Origin of the sequence: Providencia sp. PROV197, from assembly GCF_028479625.1 — a bacterium.
GTDB classification, from domain to species: domain Bacteria; phylum Pseudomonadota; class Gammaproteobacteria; order Enterobacterales; family Enterobacteriaceae; genus Providencia; species Providencia vermicola.
This window is the reverse complement of record NZ_JAMPNZ010000029.1, coordinates 96,353-116,662: the sequence shown is the minus strand read 5'-3', so window position 1 is coordinate 116,662 and position 20,310 is coordinate 96,353. Positions and strand designations below refer to the sequence as shown.

General features: G+C 37.1%; 15 protein-coding genes and 1 pseudogene. 3 read left to right on the top strand and 13 right to left on the bottom strand.

Translation table 11 applies throughout. The features are described from left to right. Positions 1–391 precede the first annotated feature (391 nt). The 3 genes from PR808_RS16765 to PR808_RS16755 all read right to left on the bottom strand — a co-directional run bounded on the left by PR808_RS16765 (position 392) and on the right by PR808_RS16755 (position 2,149). A complete protein-coding gene (locus PR808_RS16765; RefSeq protein WP_272520766.1) occupies positions 392–820 on the bottom strand; it encodes a hypothetical protein in 429 nt (142 codons plus the stop codon). A gap of 388 nt (positions 821–1,208) precedes the next feature. Then, positions 1,209–1,487, bottom strand: a complete 279-nt coding sequence (locus PR808_RS16760; RefSeq protein WP_272520767.1) for a cytoplasmic protein — start codon at positions 1,485–1,487, stop codon at positions 1,209–1,211. A gap of 29 nt (positions 1,488–1,516) precedes the next feature. After that, the gene (locus tag PR808_RS16755; RefSeq protein ID WP_272520768.1) at positions 1,517–2,149 is read right to left on the bottom strand and encodes a recombinase family protein; all 633 of its coding nucleotides are present in this window, start codon (positions 2,147–2,149) and stop codon (positions 1,517–1,519) included. 168 nt (positions 2,150–2,317) lie between these two features. On the opposite strand from PR808_RS16755, the pseudogene PR808_RS16750 reads away from it, so the two are divergent. Next, positions 2,318–5,212: pseudogene (locus PR808_RS16750) on the top strand (Tn3 family transposase). 791 nt (positions 5,213–6,003) lie between these two features. Here the strand turns inward: PR808_RS16750 and PR808_RS16745 are convergent. The 10 genes from PR808_RS16745 to PR808_RS16710 all read right to left on the bottom strand — a co-directional run bounded on the left by PR808_RS16745 (position 6,004) and on the right by PR808_RS16710 (position 18,530). Then, a complete protein-coding gene (locus PR808_RS16745; protein WP_272539746.1) occupies positions 6,004–6,942 on the bottom strand; it encodes a RepA family replication protein in 939 nt (312 codons plus the stop codon). Between the two features lie 241 nt (positions 6,943–7,183). Further along, positions 7,184–8,167, bottom strand: a complete 984-nt coding sequence (locus PR808_RS16740; RefSeq protein ID WP_123382871.1) for a ParB family protein — start codon at positions 8,165–8,167, stop codon at positions 7,184–7,186. Then, on the bottom strand, positions 8,157–9,374 hold the full coding sequence (locus tag PR808_RS16735) for an AAA family ATPase (protein WP_110592996.1): 1,218 nt from the start codon (positions 9,372–9,374) through the stop codon (positions 8,157–8,159). Before PR808_RS16735 ends, PR808_RS16740 begins: the two co-directional genes overlap by 11 nt. 505 nt (positions 9,375–9,879) lie before the next feature. Continuing rightward, positions 9,880–10,605 carry a tyrosine-type recombinase/integrase gene (locus PR808_RS16730; protein ID WP_272539745.1) on the bottom strand — a complete coding sequence of 242 codons (726 nt, stop codon included), beginning with the start codon at positions 10,603–10,605 and terminating at the stop codon, positions 9,880–9,882. Positions 10,606–11,172: 567 nt separating this feature from the next. Beyond that, a complete protein-coding gene (locus PR808_RS20725) occupies positions 11,173–11,514 on the bottom strand; it encodes a Fic/DOC family protein (RefSeq protein WP_442960067.1) in 342 nt (113 codons plus the stop codon). 702 nt (positions 11,515–12,216) lie between these two features. Next, the gene (locus PR808_RS20720; protein WP_442960066.1) at positions 12,217–12,438 is read right to left on the bottom strand and encodes a DUF6216 family protein; all 222 of its coding nucleotides are present in this window, start codon (positions 12,436–12,438) and stop codon (positions 12,217–12,219) included. Between the two features lie 988 nt (positions 12,439–13,426). After that, on the bottom strand, positions 13,427–14,569 hold the full coding sequence (locus tag PR808_RS16725; protein ID WP_272539744.1) for a fimbrial protein: 1,143 nt from the start codon (positions 14,567–14,569) through the stop codon (positions 13,427–13,429). 51 nt (positions 14,570–14,620) lie between these two features. Next, the gene (locus PR808_RS16720) at positions 14,621–17,152 is read right to left on the bottom strand and encodes a fimbria/pilus outer membrane usher protein (RefSeq protein WP_272539743.1); all 2,532 of its coding nucleotides are present in this window, start codon (positions 17,150–17,152) and stop codon (positions 14,621–14,623) included. 27 nt (positions 17,153–17,179) lie between these two features. Then, positions 17,180–17,920, bottom strand: a complete 741-nt coding sequence (locus PR808_RS16715) for a fimbrial biogenesis chaperone (protein ID WP_272539742.1) — start codon at positions 17,918–17,920, stop codon at positions 17,180–17,182. 55 nt (positions 17,921–17,975) lie between these two features. Continuing rightward, a complete protein-coding gene (locus PR808_RS16710) occupies positions 17,976–18,530 on the bottom strand; it encodes a fimbrial protein (protein ID WP_272539741.1) in 555 nt (184 codons plus the stop codon). A gap of 401 nt (positions 18,531–18,931) precedes the next feature. On the opposite strand from PR808_RS16710, the gene PR808_RS16705 reads away from it, so the two are divergent. Further along, positions 18,932–19,819, top strand: a complete 888-nt coding sequence (locus PR808_RS16705; protein ID WP_272539740.1) for a winged helix-turn-helix domain-containing protein — start codon at positions 18,932–18,934, stop codon at positions 19,817–19,819. Between the two features lie 15 nt (positions 19,820–19,834). Continuing rightward, the gene (locus tag PR808_RS16700; protein WP_272539739.1) at positions 19,835–20,296 is read left to right on the top strand and encodes a hypothetical protein; all 462 of its coding nucleotides are present in this window, start codon (positions 19,835–19,837) and stop codon (positions 20,294–20,296) included. Positions 20,297–20,310 lie beyond the last annotated feature (14 nt).

Genomic DNA, 20,310 nt, shown 5'->3' with positions numbered 1-20,310 from the left:
ATAAGTCGCTTTACTTTCGACATCATTTTTAACAATAGAATGATGCGTTCAATATCCATTACTTTCCCCTGGCATATCGCCTATTAATTTATCAAATAGGGGATGAAATGTTACATTGAAGAACATCTTCGAATACTTTAAACGCTGACTAGTTGCGCTGAAATGTGAGTAATAACAAATTAAAATTGTGGTGACTGCGTTGAATCCGATCATGCGTTGATAAAAATACGTGATAGTTAAGCACTAGAGTTGAGTCTGAACTGAGGGGGATTTACTTATATAAGTTGGTTGTTTAATGTGTAGTTAACGTTAATAGTTTCATGGTGTTAGGAGAATAATATCTGGGGCACTATTTATAACAGACCTATGAGAGTAGCGAAAGAAAAAATAACTATTTTAAGTTTGATGAGGTTGGCTCGCCATTACTGGTGGTACAATTGCGATCCCATAATTTTTCGATCCCACCTTGATAGTCAAACTCGTCCATACCTTCAATCATCGGTATAGATATATTAATTGTACCGTCTGGCTTACTGTATGTTTTTACAATAAATTTCTTAGATTTCATTTTATGGTGAAGATCATTGTGATCTGAGACTAAACCGCAGACATAACCGACTTCGCCCCCATTATGAGATATTTTATTTTTATAATATATTACATCTTTAAATGACTCTAACTTAGGGTTATTTAGGTAGCCTAACACTGTTCTTTTCGACGTTTCAATTAAATCTGTATTATGTTTATATGAAATAGATAACCCAAATATAAATCCGAAAATAAATAAAAACAGACCAGTAATGATATGAAATAATTTCATTTTAACTAACGATGCTCCATACAAGGTCATAAATATTAGCGTGGGATAAATATAGTGGTAAATGCCTAATATGATAAGGGGTATTATATAACTTTCTATATAAATATTATATGAGTAATCTAAAATAATACCAGAAAATTTATCATTCTATAAATGATTAGTACACTAAAGGCTAAAATATTCAAAATTTGATGGTTTAATTATTAGTGGTAAAATCAAGGAACTTGATATGGTTCCACTTATTATTAAATAGGTCAACCTATCGTGTCTAATAGTAGAATAAAATTAAGGGGGAGTGGGCAGTGATTTTACCTGAATGTGTTATAAAAATGACGGGTAAGCATTATTGCCATTACAGCCGCTAAATGCTCACAACGAGCGTAACAGATTAACCTTCTATTATTTTTAAAGACCAACGACTTCCGCCATACAGTGTTGAACCAATGATTTCTTCCCATATATCGTGTTCGGTGAGTAAGTGTTTAATCGATTGGAATTCGATATGCGTTAAAACGCATTCTTCTCCTCCATTTTGTGATAGCAAAAGATAACCTTGGGGTATGCGAACCGAGGATTGAAAGGCGGCCTTTGTGGATAAACGATAAAATGTGGTGATTGTATATCCTCGACGTAATAGTCCGAGGAGTTGTTCTGTTGATATCGCCATACGTTTTTCCTCTCTAAATAGAATACCGATTATTTTTGTTGATAACGCAGCTGAATTCGACAGACTTGTGAGCAACTATAGCCTGTGGCATCTGCGGTTTCACGAATACTGAGTCCTTTTGTTTTTCGGTAGTAAATCACTTTCTCATGACGCTCTTTATCCGCCTGCTTTCCTTTGTATTTACCTAAAGTCTGGGCGCGTTCGATACCTTGTTTTTGTCGTTCGCGGCGACTGATCCAATCTTTGTGTGACATGGTCGCCATCAAATCAATCAACATAGTATTAATAGCAGAAAGTACTGCTTGTGTGATGGGATCATTTTGTGTGGGATCATGGCTATTTAAGGCTTGCCAAGATGTAGGAATATCAAGGCTGACAATCCGTAACTCATGTTGCTCTATTTGTTTTTTCAGTTTTAGCCAATCGGCATTATTTAATCGAGTGAGCCTATCAATTTGTTCAACTAATAAGATATCACCTTGTTGACTATCACTGAGTAGACGAGAAAGTTCAGGGCGTTCTAATTTTGTGCCGCTAATATGCTCGCGATAATAATTCGCAATTTTTCCTCCTCGTGCTTCAACAAAGTCATTCAGCATATTTTTTGCTCTATCTGCATACTGATCTTCAGAAGAGGCTCTGAGGTAAGCACGTATGAACATATTTTCACCAATCTATCGCATTTAAGTTATCTCATTAAAAGTATCGCATATAGGTTATATCATTGGTAGTGAATTGATGATTTTTATCTTATGTCATTGGAGTATACCCTTATGCGATAACCATTTTTGTTAAAAATACCGCATCGGATAATTTATGAGGGAAACTATATGGCAAGGAGGCAGATTCTTTCTCTGTCGGAAAGAGAATCATTACTGGCATTACCGGACGATGAGTTAACGCTGACACGAATGGCGTATTTTAGTGAGCATGATCTGGCGCTTATTAGTGCCCACCGTAAACCTGCCAGCCGTTTTGGTTTTGCCGTCCTTCTTTGCTATCTGAAAAATGTCGGCTTTGCACCGGATAAAAAAATCCCACCCTCTGATGCGCTGCTGAAGCATATCGCCAGCAGACTAAAACTTACCGGGGATCTCTGGCCTGCTTACCTTTCCGGCAGGGATACCACCCGGCGCGAGCATTTAACCGAACTGTACCGCTACCTTGGTGTAAAGGCGTTCACCGGCAAAATACAGCAGAACTGTATTACACACCTGCTACCGATGGCGACACGCACCGATAAAGGTATTCTCCTGGCTGAAGAGTTACTGGTCTGGCTCCGGCAGAACAACGTGATAATCCCCGCGATTGATGTCGTGGAGCGTACCTGTGCTGAGGCCATGGCAGGCGGCGATAAAATCGTGTTTCAGACCCTGAATGCCCCGTTAACTCAGGCTCACAGGGATGCCCTGGATCGTTTACTTGAGTCATCGGATAATAAGTCTTCCAGGTTGACTTGGCTTCTGCAACCTCCGGGTAAAATCAATGGTAAGAACGTGCTGCAACATCTTGATCGGCTCAGTAGCATTGAATCGCTGGCATTACCGGAAGGTATAGATCGTACCATTCACCAGAACCGGTTGCTGAAACTGGCGCGGGAAGGCCGAAAGATGAGCAGCCGGGATTTGACCCGATTTTCAGCAGCCCGGCGTCATGCGATCCTGGTGTGCGTGCTGGAAGAAGCCAGAGCCAGCGAATGCTGAACAGCCTTTTCAGCAAAGCCAAAAGAACACAGGCTGAGCGCCTTCAGCAGACCGGAAAGCTGATCCAGTCAAAACTGAGGCAGTACATCGATGTCGGTCAGGCGCTGTCTGATGCCCGCGATTCCGGTGGCGATCCATGGCTCGCAATAGAAAACATACTCCCATGGCCTGAATTTGTCGCCAGTCTGGAGGAAACACGTCATCTCGCCAGAAAAAATAATTTTGACCCGCTGCATATTATTACTGAGAAATACAGCACATTACGGAAATATGCCCCGCGCATGTTGTCCGCTTTACAGTTAGTCGCAACCCCGGCAGCGCAACCTCTGGCTGAGGCGCTGGTTGTGATTAAGGATATGTACCGGAAACAGTCACGTAAAGTTCCGGCGACAGCGCCGCTGGAGTTTGTCCCCGAAAGCTGGCGCAAGGTGGTAATTACACATGCAGGTATTGACCGGCAGTACTATGAATTTTGTGCGCTCAGCGAGCTTAAGGGGGCGTTGCGCTCCGGGGATATCTGGGTTAAAGGTTCACGCCGCTACAAAAATTTTGATGATTACCTCATTCCCGAAAAGGACTTTGACAAACTCACATCGGCGCTGCCATTGCCCGTATCTGCTGATTTTCATGAGTACATTACCAGCCGCATGACCCTGCTTCAGTCCAGACTTGAAGAGGTCAATGCCATGGCTGCCATTGGTGAACTGCCCGATGTGGAGATTTCCGACAGGGGCGTAAAAGTCTCTCCGCTGGACAACAGCGTTCCGGCGCAGGTTTCACCGCTGGCAGAGCTGGTTTACAGCATGCTACCGCGCCCTAAAATCACGGAAATTCTCGATGAGGTAAACAGCTGGACGACGTTTACCCGACATTTTTCGCATATAAAAAATGACATTACCCGTCCCGATACCCGCCTGCCCCGGTAGCACCAAATCATCACTCGAAGATATTCAGGCATGGTACATCCGCGATGAAACCTATTCAGCTGCTCTTGCAGAGGTGGTAAATGCGCAGGGAAAAAGACCACTGGCGGCATTCTGGGGCGACGGGACAACGTCATCATCAGATGGACAGAATTTCAGAACAGGCAGCTCAGGCCGCTACGCAGGGCAGGTTAACCCGAAATATGGGCAGGAGCCCGGACGTCAGTTTTATACCCATATTTCGGATCAATACAGCCCGTTTTACACCTGCATAATCAGTCGGGTCAGGGATTCAACCCATGTTCTCGATGGCTTTCTGTACCACGAAAGCGACCTGGAAATCAGGGAGCATTACACCGATACAGCTGGTTTCACCGATCATGTCTTTGCCCTGATGCATCTGCTGGGATTTGCGTTCTGTCCGCGAATCAGGGATCTCCACGACAAGAAGCTGTTTATCAAAGGGAAAGCTGACCAATACCCGGCGCTTCAGTCACTGATATCAACGACCAGCCTGAATCTGAAAGAGATCGAAATTCACTGGCGTGAAGTGCTGCGTCTGGCGACCTCGATAAAGCAGGGTACCGTGACAGCATCTCTGATGCTGAAAAAACTAGCCAGCTACCCCAAGCAAAACGGACTTGCCAAAGCACTAAGAGAAATTGGCCGCATTGAGCGAACGCTGTTTATGCTCGACTGGTTCCGCGATCCTGCACTGCGTCGGCGAGTACAGGCGGGGCTGAATAAAGGTGAGGCACGTAACGCACTGGCGCGGGCGGTATTTATGCACCGGCTGGGAGAAATCAGGGACAGAAAGCCGGAAAATCAGAGCTATCGCGCCAGTGGTCTGACGCTTCTGACGGCTGCGATCTCGCTGTGGAATACTGTGTATATGGAAAGGGCGATCGATGCCCTGAAGCGTAAGGGACTAAAGATCAACGAACAACTGCTGTCGCATTTGTCGCCATTAGGCTGGGAGCACATCAATCTGACAGGCGATTATATCTGGAAAAGCAACCGGATACCGGCTTCCGGTAAGTTTCGTCGGTTGAGACCCGCTAAAGTCGAAAGGTCAAAAAATAGCCTTAACGTACAATAATTTTCGATATCCAAACTGACCCCTAATAGACCTGATTTGTAGTTTTACATTAGAAACCTATACAGATTTTATCTAACGATATTATTGAATTATTTTTTATTTATTAGCATGTTATTTCATTATCAACATTGACTTCATATTTTTAAAGCTCCTACCGACATCATCCGCCCGAAGGGCTGTAGACGGCAAACAGTGTGTCAGAGAACAATATTAGGTTAGGGCCGTCGAGACCCGCGTTAGCGGTATTAGGCTGTTTAATTCCCCTATCTATCCCCTGTCCTAGTTAAGCCCAGTGAAATTAAAACGATAATTTGATTTCCTTGCCCCTTTGAAAAACGCAGTGAGACGGACGAGAGGCGCAGCCTCGATGAACGGCTGTAGCTGCGCGTTAAGGTGGCCTATGGCCAGCTTTACGGGGGCAATGGCACGGTGCGGAAGCTATGTTCTGAGCGACAGCCATTTATGGCTTGTAAGCGAAGGCTTTATTGGTTTTACTTCTTTAGAGCGTGCGGCTTGAAAAAGCAGAGCCGCAACTCCTTATTTATAAGGTCGTTTAGTTCAGAACCTAAAAACGAATTTAACTGTAAAAGACCAATACCCTTCGAAGGTAATTGAAGAAGAAAACAACATTCGAAGTTAATGGGATAAATAAAGAACGAATATGTAGGCGCCTTCATTATCGGGATGAATGAGAAGCATAAAGTGACAAGAATTTCGCTTAAAAAATAAGAGAACCAAATTTAGGGTGAACAGAACCCCCGCCAATCAAGACGGTAATTTAAAAAGAAGGATTAGGCGTCAGGTAAATGCGCTAGATAGTAAAGATAAATCGCCTGACCTTGAATACTCGGGTATAACGCTTTCATTTCACGCTCAAATGCCATAACCGCGGCTATCGGTTGTGTCACTCGCCACGCTTCAAAACGCCGCCATGCCGCATGCTCCGGACTTTCTGGCGCGCGGGTACTTTGCGCTAAAGCTTTCTTTTCCTTCAACGCCTTCGCTAAATGTTTTTTCTCTTGTTTGAGTGCATCATCTTCCCCAATCACAAGTGTTTTGAGCTTGTTAAGTAAGTTGCGAAGCTTGTGCTTATTATCGAGGGATGCCACATTTGCACGGGCGAGCCGTAACACATGCTGCGCATACCGTTTTTGGTAGCTCTCTTTTAATCCCTTCTTTTCCATCCAGCGACTAAAGCTGGATACCACACCCCGCAGCTCCAACGGTGAAAAACCGAGTCCATGAAAAAACTCCGGACGTATCCAAATCCGCATCGCTTTGTATTGCTTGGCTTCGATATCAAAATCACGGTCAATCACAATGAGTTTGGCTTGCTCCCAATCACGCAGTGCATGCAATATCGGGTCGTAACTTTTACGCCCACTATCATAGCGATACAGTTGACCACACAACTCTGCCAACTTCTCCACTGAGCACATCACTTCGAATAATGCATCACTTTCTGGGTTGTAATCCGCATAGGCAATCATTGCCATAGCTAACGCACCAAAGGTTTCTCGACGCTCTGAGCGCACCGATATCCGCTGCTTTCGGCTATAACGCAGTTGGTAAATATGCGGGTTGCGATTCCAGTCATGCCGTTTTAACGCCGCGGCAAAACGACGTACGGGCACCAGTTTAGGTAATTCGCCTAAAAATTTTGGTGTGTAATGTCGATGAATTTTACGAACAGAACAAGGAATTACAGGAATTGAGGTCTCATTAGACATGCATCTCCGCACTTATGTTGTACGGAAGGAGTTGAATTTTTTTGCGCATAATTCTATACTCCCCATTAGGAGTTCAACATTACCCCTAACAGAATTGTTCTGATGACCCCTGATAATCTTTCAGTCCGCCAAGATAGAGAAGATTACAGGGGTTTTCTATTTGTGGGTTCCCAGCACATTTCGTGTGTTACATCCCATGTCTTGCCACCTTATAGCGTGGTCACTTTAGGCTTAATTTCTTTTATTCTTTATTTATATTATCAAAATACGTCTGCATTACAGTTTGAATTGTTTCATCTAGTTTTTCCTGTAATTGTTTTGGCATCCGATTAAATTCGTAACTAAATCCGCGATCCTTTACTCGTTTTCTGGCATAAGTATTCTTATCTTCAAAACCCCAAAGTTGTTTTACTGTCACTTCATTTTTTTTATTTTTAGAGACTAACTGATCTGTAATATTTTTTAATGTAGTTAAAATTGTTTTCTTTAACTCATCAGGTGCTATTTTGTTTATGTCTATTAGTCTTTCAATTCTTTCATTAACGTCATTAATGATGTCTTTCTTAATAAGCTTTTTTGAATCAATGAGTTGGTCTATAGTAAGCAGTAATTTATAATCGCTATAAGCCAATTCAGATTGAACAGGGAATAATGCAATAATGTCATCTGTTACCGAAGCTGCTTGAATTGCTCGCGTAACCTTTGCCGCTGATAAATTCTCAAAAAGAGCAATCTCTTTTTGTGACATCCCCTTCTCTCGTAACTTTAAAAGCCGCAGTCCAACTTCTCTTAAGTTATGTTCTTTTGAAGTTTGAATATCGAGAGCCAATTGCCTGGCATCATCATTACTGATTTCTGAATCAGTGACTAAAACAGATAATCCAACATGACATAATAAAGCAGCGGCACGTCGTCTTGAGCCATCTAAAATTTCGATTTTTCCATTTATTTTGTGACCAATAGCAGGAAAAAATTGTTGTAACTTAATGGTTCTTGTAATATCCGCAAGTGACTCTGGCGTTAATGCGTTTTGATCTCGACCATTAACTAAGAACCTTACAAAAGTTTTCTCTGCTAATTCATCGGCAGGAATGTCAGTCAAATAAAAAATAGCTGACTTACCTGATTTAAGCATAAAACGTTGTGAGTGCTTTTGATCTGTTGCTAAATGCGTTAACGTTGAGGCACTCAACGTTCTTCCGATAGTTTTTCTTTTAGTTTGCATAATAACCTCTATTCATGCGAAGAAATTCCACCCGATCAAAAACAGCTTTAGAGAAGTCTTCCGCAGCAATTTTTGCACTTTTTAACGCTTCAGCACTGCCAATGTATGTGGCTGGATTAGCAGAAACAACCGTGTCAAATGATTCGCCGCAACGTTCAAACCCATCGAGTCTTGGCAAGGCAACATCTAACATATCTCCACCAAAAATTTCCTTTGCTAAACTATGGCATAATTTATGATCTGTTTTATTGACTAATTTAGACATAAACCCAATGTTACTGATCAAATTAACGCTTACCCCCGTTGATTCTATCAAGTCAATGAGCTCGGGTAAGCGAGTTAAATATTTTAATGTTGAGTGAAAATCAACTTGTGCAGGTGGTACCGGCGTCATTAAGATATCTGCTGCTGCGATTGCATTAGATAAAAAAGCATCAAGATGAGGACCACTATCAATAAAAATAAAATCATAATCTTGCTTAATTTTATTGATAATATTCTCACGTAAAACAGTATAAATATTATGCCCAGGTAAATGTTCCGCACACAACAACTCCCATTGAGATGCAATAAATGCATCTTCAATAGACGCTGGGATAACATCTACGCCTTGTACAACAGAAGGTAAAATAAACTCGTTAAATAATTCCTCACGGCTAACATTCTGTAACATTGCCTGAGCGGCTGTTGTATCAACAGTTCCAATAGATTGCATATGATCCAAAAACATCGTTGCAGATGCTTGAGGGTCAAGATCTATCACTAAGATCCTAAGATCCTCATATATAAGATGAGGGTGCGTACGTAATGCATGCGCTAATGATACTGTACTGACGGTTTTTGATACCCCTCCCTTTAAATTACCAACAAAAAAAGTAAACGCTTCAGAATAACGATCACGGTATTTTGGTACACCACGGTGATGATAAATATCGATAATATTTTGGATCGTCATCGCATATTTTGATGCTGTCCCGGCTTGTCTTTTCTCAAACAAGTATCCATCATTCTCCATTTCATTGACGGCATAATCGACACTAGCTCGAGTAAGTTTAGGCAATTTAGCGACCGCAGCTTTAGAGTAAACTTGATAATAAGTCGTTTCATTGAGTTCTTCTTTTTGCGATTGAACTTGAGATGTCAATGACTGTAACAATCTTACGGAACGGCTTGCAATTTTGTTGAACTGATTATTTACCCTAACCATGCTAGATAATCTCCGTATGCAGCATTCTTAACTAGAAAGAATAATCCTACATAAGTTAGATATTGTAAACAACCTTTTCAGAATTATTTTATCCCCATCAAGAAATAAACCATAACGAATTGATAAATATACAGTTAATTATAAAAACGGGAATGTATTTCAGTCTGAAATCGCCAATATTAATAGATCTTAGGAAAATTAAAATTAAGAAGATATTTTATATTTAGTAAAAAAAATTACTAATATTAAAATTAAATAAGTAAATAAGTAAATAAGTAAATAAGTAAATAAGTAAATAAGTAAATAAGTAAATAAGTAAATAAGTAAATAAGTAAATATTTATTATTTTAAAATTAATTTACTTATGTAATATTATTCTTTAAAAATCACTCTCTCCATCATTTTGGTCACTATAATTTATTGATTTTTATTATAATTATTAAATTTTAACTGAGTATTTCAATCTGAAATCACCATGATATTGAAAATATAATTTCCAATATAGTTATCTAAAAGAAATATCAAAATGCAACATCGTATCTAGAGTGAATATTTTCGTATATATATCTGTAGAACTTGACTTTTTATGTCCTAAATATGCTTGGATGACCTTCATCGGGACACCATTAAAAATGAGGTGCATCGCAAAACTGTGCCGAAATGTTTTGCAGGTGATCGGATTAACAACATATGAAGCACCATTCACTTCCGCTTGTTCAACCGCAGAACGTAGCCAATTTCGGACCGTGTTATCACTTTGGATTAGCCAAATCTGGCTTTGATTCTTCAATCGCATCGTCGCAAAGTAACTTTTCATCAATTGCACATATTGAGGATCAAAGAGTGCAACAATCCGTTTAGGCCGAGATTTAACCTTGGTTTGACCAACGCTTGTTTGCCTTTCCCGCTGCTTGAGCGTCCTTAACACCACAAAAGGAGTTTCTTCATCTAAGTAAAAATCCCCTTTCGTTAATGCCAACGCTTCATGGATACGAGCGCCCGTATTCCATAACGTATCAATCAACGTACGCTGATGCAGATCGGGAATAAATTGTAAAAGTTGATTCACTTCTGGGGCCAATAAATATTTTGGACAATCTAACTCTGCTGCAATGGCCAAATTTCGTAATTGTCGCGCACGCTCTAGATAACCATTTTGTAAAAGGGCTTGAGATTGTCGCTGTAAAATTGATTTACCACTTTCAGGTTTGACCGGAAAAAAAGCAGACATAATACATTACCTTAATAATCACTATACTTATAGTTACCTTTAATATTATCGTCTATTGAAATTAAAAGTGACGCGGTAACAGAAAAATCGCGCACACGCGCATGACGATCATCGGATCCTTTCACCTTTTAGAGCCGATTTTTAACTCTGCTGAATTTAGGTATTATTGCGTTTTTTCCCTTAAACCGCAATAAGTTACATAACACGGATAATATTAATCATTCAAAAAAACAAGATATAGTGAAGATCCTCATAACGATCATACTAAATAAGGGAAAATAAGCGAAATACATCATTTGCGGAGAATGACGGTAAAGCGCAATAATAAAAAATGCAAATAATTGATTAAAAAACAGGCTCCACAGAACTTATTAAGAGAGGATATCTAACTACCTCTAATGCGATTTATTAAATAATAGTGAAAATGGCTTAAAATCGATTGTGGGAAGATTTAGCTATGTAAGACTTTTTTTGAAGAAAATGAGGTATGAACGAATAAAGAGCCTAAACGCAACTAAAGAAAAAGACCTGTTAAGGGAATTGACTGGGAAATAACAATGGATATCACTACCGAGGATTTACCGCCGACGTAAAAATTGCAATTAATGGATTGAGATCCAGATAGACGCTAGCGACATTTGCATCTATCCAGTGCTGTTGAGAAATGGCTGGCCACTGTATTTCATAGCCTAAAACAAAAAGCATTTCTTCAAAAAAGAAACGCAATGTTCGCCCATTTCCTTCTCGAAAAGGATGAAGTAGATTAAGCTCACAGAATAAAATGGCTAAATCTTTAATTAAATCAGTAATATTGGTATTATCTGCAAGTTTTGGGATGGTATTAAAAAGCTTTATTGCTTCAGGTTCAATTCTTGAAAAAGTACAAAAACGAGTATTACCCTTTGAGATATCGATATCCCTAACCTTACCTGCCCACGCATATAGGTCTTGAAAGAGATAAAATGCAAAAACTTTAAATGAGAAAAATCGAATTGCGAAAGGAGCGATAGTTCACTTTGATATGAAAGATATCGCGCAGTTGTAAAAGCAATTTCAGCTTCTTCAAGAAGCTCTATATCTTGTATATTTAGAATATTGATAAGAGTATCCGTGCCAGGATAACAATAGGAATCCTGGCCTATGCCATATTTATCGCGCATATTTGCGTTTTAGCTCTGAAATGGAAAATTTTTTTTCCTTATTTTTCAAAATAATACCTTCATATGAAAGGCTGATTCTATAGTTTTCCAAAGACGTAGAAAATTTAGCTTTAGTCACAAATGTCGTCGTTCTCATCGCTCACCTCTTCAAAATGTTCCTTAGAATTATAAGATAAAGTAAGTATAATATAAAATAGTAATCGCTTTATCTCTAACTCTAAAAATCTTTCGCCCTATATTTTTCATTAAAAATAATTTTAGATAATTTAATTTCTATTTTTCTATATTTGTTTATTTTCATAATAAATCATTTTCCTCGCATCATAACTCATTAAAATTGTAATTTTTTTAAAAATAAATAAAGGAATGCTAAAGATAAAAATGCACTGATAGAACCAAAAAAACATCTTTATTTTTTTATTAGATTATTGAAACCTTATCATTAAAAGCATCACAAATAAAACAACCTCACTGAAAATTCGCCTTTATCATATTGTTCTTTGGTAATGCGCCAATCATTAATATCATTTTTGATAAAATTGTATTCTACCGTCTCATAACTATTAAACCAAAACCACCCAGTGTCATCAAACTTGATCAATCCAGCTGGTTTTACCGCTATTGTAGTGCTAGTTGAAAAAATAAACGCGATTATGATTAATAGAAAAAACATACTTAATGGGATCAGAACATGTATTTTTTTACCTTTAAATATTCAATAGAAAAGAAAAACGTTAACTTTGAAATAACTTTAAAATCTAATTCGTATTTTTTCACCCAAGATTCAAAGTTATATTTCTTCCTTTTCGATATTGCATTCATATTGTATATCATAATTGAATTTTTCAACTTCTTTTATGTCAGATAACAAGTCATTATTACTTTCAATGTTATGTCTGGTCCAAAATCTAAAAAATATATCTGATATCGAAAAATCTGATTTTGCTTTCTTTTTTATAAAAAAATAAAGCCTATAGTAAAAATAGAGATTAGAATGAAAAGTAAGAATTTATTTTCTAAAATAGAGAGCAGAGGTGAAATTAGCGCATCTAGCATAGTGTTCATTATAATTATCCATTATTATGGAAAAAATTAATTATCAAATATATAAACATCACATTTCAAGTAATAGGTATACTATGCTCTGGTAGTGTACCTAATTTGTATTAAAAATTCAGATAGGTGAGTTCAAAACTAAAATTTCTAACCATAAATATTCTTTCTGAGCTCTCTTGCTTCTAGGTATCGTTTCGTTTGTTACCATTTCTGTTTATCAGCCAAATAAATCCACCTATCAAGTACCACCTCTAATTTAGACAGTTTCTCTGTATATTTGTCCTGATTTTTAGCTAATTGCGGACATATCAAAAAGGCCAGATTTAACGCACTATTACAGGCCAGAATAAATCATTCATTGTGGATAAACCTTATTGAATGCCATCACCCGCAAGCTATTGCGGGTCGGAATTATATAGCAATTTCAGGGCGGCTGACGATCAGTTATTTCCCTTTAAATGTAATTAAATTTCAGGGGCTATTTGAAAAGAAATGGAATTAGAATAGGCTTTACCTAATTAAATATCATTATAATTATAAAACACCTTAATAAAACTATTCATGGATTTTAGTATTGAAAGATAACCTATTTTATAAAAATAATATCAATGGTAATTGATGGTATAGATAAGAGCCCCATTTGCCTGACCACCAGTAATCACTGTATCCGTTTGTATATAACGAGCAAATAAAGGAACCTTTACTCGATTTACTGCATTTGGTAAATCTATTTCCTGTGTTTCTGATAATGAAATAGGAGAGATAACACCATTTTTTTCTAAACCAATCTGTATGCCAATGCCTTTTGCAGTATTTCTTCCAGATTCTAAAGACATAATGCCATTAACGGGAGAAATATTTCCATTGACAGAAGAGAGGGACATTGTAATTCGGTTTTTAGTATCTGTTTCACCTACTCTTATTGTCCCCTCCCCTCGGACCCAATTAACATAACGAGTAACATCCAGAGAGTAATAACCAGGGGAAAATACGGTGCAACCTTGCAACTCAATAGCCGCACTTTTCCAAGGAGTATAACTATTAACTCCACTAAAGTCGTTGCTTGTATATTTACCTAACTCAACTGAAAAATTAGGGGTGATAATGTCACAAGTACTCGTAACGATCTGTATTTGCCCTGAAAATTTAAGGTCGTAATAAATAGTAGGGAAGCCCGAAAACTCTACACCAGGCATTGGCACTGGGGATCTAATATATGCCTGAAGAGTAGGCAGTATATTCCCATTTAATAGACCAGGGGAAATATTATCTATTTTTATCAAATAAAAATAGATTTTATGTCCAGATGATCTAGTACCTCCGTTATTGACCCCTATAACATGAGGCACATAATATTCTGCGCCCAAATTCCAGTCAATAGCAACCCCCACGCCAGGAATGTTTGTTTTATATACTAACCGGTGGTCAATACCTGTCCCAGTGATTCCTGGTACAACAGGATAGGGATTTGATACCATCCTAACAGTAGGATATGCTATAATCTCAGGCAAACTCGTATTCCAAGCTGATGCCCTGCATAACATGCTGATACCATATTGATCAGGAGAATACGATCCCTGATAAATAACAGACCCTATCGGAACATCTTCCCCTACAGAAATAGAGCCTGCAAGCGTCACGGTATCTGTAAATGGATTTAAATCATAAGAACATTTTACCAATTGTGCCATACTGGAAGATGAGTAATTTATCAATAACAAAAATAAGCACGCTATAAAAACTTTCATATCCCCTCTTACATTTTTAAGAATGTTTACTCACTCGACTCATGCACGTTATTAACGGCAAACAGAGTTATATTGATTAAATGTATGATTTACATTCTCTGTAACATCATAAGATACTTGACAAGTATTCAAAGACTCAATCCCCCATTTCACAGTTAACTGCCCCGTACTCTGCTCAACGCGTGCAAATATTTGACCATTTTGCCCAACATTACCAACGTGATGTCCCATCTCATCCAACACTTCCGCACCAAAAGGAATGGGCTGGTGATTGCTTTGTACAGAGTGAATTAATACTGGAATACCACGTTGTGTTTTAAATTCTACTTTAGTGATCGCACCAGAGTAAGGTATAACTTTTTCTGTCGTATTATTTAATTCAACATCGTGGGGTAAGCCTTTTGGATCGATACTGATGTCGTTCATCTCATAAGGATTCAGATAAGGTACCGCCGCATGTCCCCAAGAGTCGATACGAATACCTGAATAGCCACTCAATTTTGCACCCTTAGCATTTTTTGCTTCCACAATTGCAAAAGTATTACCATGGTATGGTGTCATGACGACACCATCAGCCCATCCAATAATCGTACCACTGGCACCTAATGACATATTTTGGTAATGCTTTCCTATACTATAACTGCCAGTTAAGTGCGTAGCTGGAGAACGCCAACCGCCATTCGCAGCTAGGCTGCTTCCGCCTCCTTGGTTATAGTTTGCCGCAGTAACGCCATAGTTGTATTGAGTATCATCACCGAACGAGCCAGAGGTACCAATTTGTGTTCCTGTTCTACCATTACCACTACGATTAAAACTTGCATTTAACATTGGTATGTGTTTGCTAGAGCGATTAGCAAGTGGCATAGAAAAGTTGACAAAAATATTATTCTCCATATGACCACGCCCATTTCTTGCTCTTCCGGCATTAATACTGAAGCTAAGAGCACCAAGTTGATTGCTATAACCCAACTGGTATTGCAAGTCTGAAGAGCCTCTATTCCAATAATCTTGGCTATAAGCCGTGATATACATTTGTCCCCAGTTTTCGGGTAAACCTTGGCTCATCGTAATATTAAAACGATTTTTAGGACGCCAAATATTATTCATGGAATAACCATGCTCTTCGGCATCTAATGCTTGCATCGCCGAAAGGTAATCGAAGTAACCAGATGTAGAATAACGGTAAGCCGCAATAGTTAGATTACTGTTTGTACTTTGTAAGTATTTACTATAGCTAACCTGATAGCTCTGCCCACCATTGTTTGCAATATCTGAGTGTTCAAAACGAGGTTTTGCGTGGGTCGCACTAAAAGAAAAAGCACCTAAATAAGTGCTAACTGAACTACCGAGCTGTATCGCTACATAATCACGACCGCTCGATTGAATACCACCAAATCCAGTAACATAATTAGTCAATCCTCGCTGATAGATGGCTTGATAGAGATTAAAACGATGAGAAATAGATGGGTCGTTCAATCTTCCTACGACTAAGTCATATTGGTGAACGCCCTTACGCAGTAATTGAGTTACTGAAGAGTAAGGAACTAAAAACGTTTGCACACTGCCATCTGATTCTGTCACAACTACTTCTAAGTTACCACCATAACCCGTGGCATTCAGATCATTAATCGTAAAGGCGCCAGGTGAAACCGTAGTTTCGTAAATTACTCTACCACTTTGAGATACCTTTACTCGAGCATTAGTTCGCGCAATTCCCCTGACTTCAGGTGCATATCCACGACGAGATACAGGCAGCATACGCTCATCACTAACAAGTTCAATACCTCGAAATGGAAGAGTATCGAATAACACACCTTTAGTTATGGTTTCCCCTATACGAATTCGGCCTTGTAGACTGGGAATATCTCGCTCAACATAGTTATTAATGGATTGATAACTATCATTCATATGTTCTTGCCAGTTATAACTACCATCATGGCGAAAATACCAAGTGCCAATGTTGATTCCTGCATTAATCCCCGCATAGAAAGATCGTGAGGTAACACCTCGTACCCGAGACATATAGTGATTTATATTATACCCAAGAGAAGCAGCAGAGATACCGCGATCCCAAAGATTGGGATCGGTATATCCTCTTGCTGTTTTTATAAGCATGGATTGTGGAATACTAATGTCTAACCTTTCTTCATTTGAATCATAAGAGACAAATGCAAGAGGAATTAGTGTATCTAAAGAATAACATTGTTCGCTTTGATTTAAAGCCTCTCTAAAATCTAAAGGGAGTTCTGAGTAATTAAAATTAATATTCTTGATAATATCCAATGAAATACATGGGATTACCTTGTTATCTTCTTGCTCTATAAAGCGTACTGATTTATAAGGAATTCTCTCATTATTCACATAGATGGCAGTAGGCCAAATTCCTGGCGTAGCCGAACCTCCTTTCTCAAAACGCGAAAGGTTAATATTATTTGAGCCGAGAAATATTGGATTGAAATAAACAGTTCTGTTATTTTCTTTTTTTATTTCATCTCCTCTTGCTCCAGTATTAAATAATGAAATAAAAGCAATAGCGCAAAAAGAGATTAATCTAGCTATTAAGGTAGAACTTATTTTATTCACAGATTAAAATTCCTTATTATAAAATCATTAATTTTTTAGTGAATAATTAACTTTATTAATAGCACCCCAGTCATTGATATATTCATAGGTAATATTCTTTTCTATAGTGGAAATATTTCCCTTCTGAAGTTTGAATTTTCTTGACTGATGAGGGTAAAGCATATCACCCTCTATAATATCATTTCTATTTTCGTTACCTAATACAATAGAAATAAGAGAAATAAAATAAGGTGAATTATTATATGCCACCAATTCCCCATTACTTATTGACCAAGTCAGTTCTTCTGCGGCTTTTGCAGCAGAAACTTTATTATTAATAATCTCAGGTCGATAAAAAAGCTTAATTCTGGTTCTAAAAGCAATCTGTAAATTATTTTCAATTTGGCTATCATCTGCTTTAGGTGCAGGTGGGATTTCTAATACATTTAGCCAATAAATAGACTCTTCATTCTTTAAATGGTCTTTATTCCCAGTATAGCTAATTCTTAATGTTTGTGATTTATTTGGCTCGATCCGGTTAATCGGAGGTGTTAAAAAAAAAGGAACGTTAATGTTTTCAGGAAGAGCATTTTGATCTCCATCATCTATCCAACTTTGTACCAGAACTGGATATTCTCCTTTATTTGAAAGTTTTACTGTAACCTCTTTTTCATTACCAGAGTAAATTACACGAGTCCCATTAACAACGACACTTCCTTGACTAGAAAATGAAAAAAACAAAATAAGTAGATAAAAAAAATTATGAATAAAGCCATATTTGTGCTGCATTATAGCGTCCCGCATAAAAAGGAGAGTTACCCCTCCTTAACGAAAAAGTATGAAATTATTTGTACATTAGGTTATAAACAACTGTGCTGGTAACTGTACCTGGTGTTGTCTGCGCATTTGCATAATACTCAACAGCGTAAGGGAGTGTAGCAGTCCCATCCGTTGCAATATTTGCATAAGCACTATTATTAACTTGATTCGTATTACCAACGTTAATCGTTGAATAGCTATTAGATGGATCCAAAAGTTGCAGATCAACATTTGTAGCTGAGCCACCTACATTCTTCAAACGACCCGTAGCTAAATCAACAGAACTACCAGCTTGGAAGAAAGATGCAACTTTATTATGACCAGCAGCACCAATAACACAATCCGATAAATTCATATTAAATGCGGTTCTACCCGTGATATCACCTGCAGCCGCTAATTCACTTACACTTACAGTAGGCAAAACCACAGTAGCATCTGAACCCTGCCCCTCAATATCGACTTTACAAGTTGTATCTGTTAATTCACCGTTAAAAGTAATAGTTCCTGTTGATGCGGCATAAGCCCCCACTGATATTAAAGAAACAAATAATGATGCGCCCGCTAATTTAATAATTTTCATATTTTTAACATCCTAAAATAAATACAATTAATACATTAATAATAATTACTATGATGATAAGGATAATCATCCATAAATTTGTATCATCTCGCTTGATTCAAGCCCATTATTGAAATTGAAGGCTTTCACTTTCAATCCAAATATAGCATTCAGCAAGAAAGATAATAAACATATTAACAATTATATAAACCAAATAAGTGGCTTGATTTATTTTTTTATATAAATCAAAAAAAAACAAAAAAATAACAATCACTTACAAAACACACCCAGCAAATCAATCAACTAAAATTAAATTTAATTTAGGTAATTTAGGTTTTATTTTTATTTTTATTTTTATTTTAAAAAACTCTCATAAGTAGTACAATATAGTATTGAATTACAGATTTATAAAGAATGGAATTATGAAACCACATATAAAGTATATAATTAATGATAAATTTGAATTTGACTACACCAACAAAAAAATAACATATTTGACAAATGGAAGTAACAAGAAATTGTTAACACCTGCAGCAAACATATTGCTATTTTTAATAAAGAATAAAGTTGATGGTAATAATGATATTATTTCTCAAGATGATTTGTTTAATATAGGCTGGGGAGAGAAAAGAAATTTCGTTACTATTAGTACTTTCTACCAAAATATCTTATTGCTCAGGAAAGCATTCATTGAACTTGAAAAAGATTTTGATTTAATAAAAAACATACCAAAAGTAGGGTATAAGTTAGTTGATGATATAAATATTATTAATACATCATTAAATAACTTACAGAATATTAAATTTAAGAGTAAGTTTAAATCTTATAAAAACCATGAAATAAAAAAAGAAAAAAATCATATTCCAGAAACTAGAAATTTAGAAGTTAAAAAAAATATAGACATACCTACCCCTGATAAGGATATAAAAAAAAACAGAATGAAATGGCTAGTCTTCTCAAGATTAGAAATAAAAAAAATAATAACAATACTAGTATTGATTATAATAATAATGATTATTCTATTTAATTATATTAATTATAAAAGAGGAAATGACATTTTCACCTATTATACTAATTGTGGTGAAATTGATAGCAAAAAAATATTTTGTAATACTCAGTTGGGGTTAGAAGATAATTTATCTAAAGTCATATCGGAGGAAGTTATTGCAAAATCCTTTAATGACTATAGTTACCTTTACATCATGAGAAGAAATTTCACTAACAAAGTTTCAGTTATTTATTGTAAAAATGAGCTAGGCTTATTCTCTCTGAAAAAAAACAAGTGTGTCTCCTACTATATAATTGATTGATTAGGATAATTTAAAGTGAAAAAAAGCATATTAAAATCGATTATTTATGCATCGGTAATTATTATTTCTGCTATTGTTATATATGACACTAATGTCCCAAATAATATAGTCTGTCGCTCATCATTTAAAACCATTTCCATTAAAAAAAATGTGAATGTATCATTGAATATCTCTTATACTTTAGGGGATCATGATGGTTGGATTAATTTAAAAGGAACTTTTCATAATGATGGTGTAGTAAGTAGTGTTGCAAGAAAAGTTTATGTTGATGTTATTAAAGTTGGTAACAGTATTAAAATAAGATCCAAGAGAAATCTTCTGCTTGATACAGATAACTCTGATACTATTGAGTTAAAAAAATACTTAGCACAGACATATCTAAATCCTGGTTTAGATATGGATGTTTTTGTCTATCCTCAAAATGGAGGAGGCTATATTTTTTTCACTAACGATATGCATATATCTTACTGCCAATGATTAAAAAATCATAG

Excerpts from the sequence above, each read along its gene's own strand:
- PR808_RS16730 (WP_272539745.1), bottom strand. The coding sequence starts at position 10,605 with ATGTCTGCTTTTTTTCCGGTCAAACCTGAAAGTGGTAAATCAATTTTA.
- PR808_RS16710 (WP_272539741.1), bottom strand. The coding sequence starts at position 18,530 with ATGAAAATTATTAAATTAGCGGGCGCATCATTATTTGTTTCTTTAATA.
- PR808_RS16760 (WP_272520767.1), bottom strand. The coding sequence starts at position 1,487 with ATGGCGATATCAACAGAACAACTCCTCGGACTATTACGTCGAGGATAT.
- PR808_RS20720 (WP_442960066.1), bottom strand. The coding sequence starts at position 12,438 with ATGTTTTTTCTATTAATCATAATCGCGTTTATTTTTTCAACTAGCACT.
- PR808_RS16740 (WP_123382871.1), bottom strand. The coding sequence starts at position 8,167 with ATGCAAACTAAAAGAAAAACTATCGGAAGAACGTTGAGTGCCTCAACG.
- PR808_RS16755 (WP_272520768.1), bottom strand. The coding sequence starts at position 2,149 with ATGTTCATACGTGCTTACCTCAGAGCCTCTTCTGAAGATCAGTATGCA.
- PR808_RS16735 (WP_110592996.1), bottom strand. The coding sequence starts at position 9,374 with ATGGTTAGGGTAAATAATCAGTTCAACAAAATTGCAAGCCGTTCCGTA.
- PR808_RS16715 (WP_272539742.1), bottom strand. The coding sequence starts at position 17,920 with ATGCAGCACAAATATGGCTTTATTCATAATTTTTTTTATCTACTTATT.
- PR808_RS16745 (WP_272539746.1), bottom strand. The coding sequence starts at position 6,942 with ATGTCTAATGAGACCTCAATTCCTGTAATTCCTTGTTCTGTTCGTAAA.
- PR808_RS16765 (WP_272520766.1), bottom strand. The coding sequence starts at position 820 with ATGAAATTATTTCATATCATTACTGGTCTGTTTTTATTTATTTTCGGA.
- PR808_RS16725 (WP_272539744.1), bottom strand. The coding sequence starts at position 14,569 with ATGAAAGTTTTTATAGCGTGCTTATTTTTGTTATTGATAAATTACTCA.
- PR808_RS16705 (WP_272539740.1), top strand. The coding sequence starts at position 18,932 with ATGAAACCACATATAAAGTATATAATTAATGATAAATTTGAATTTGAC.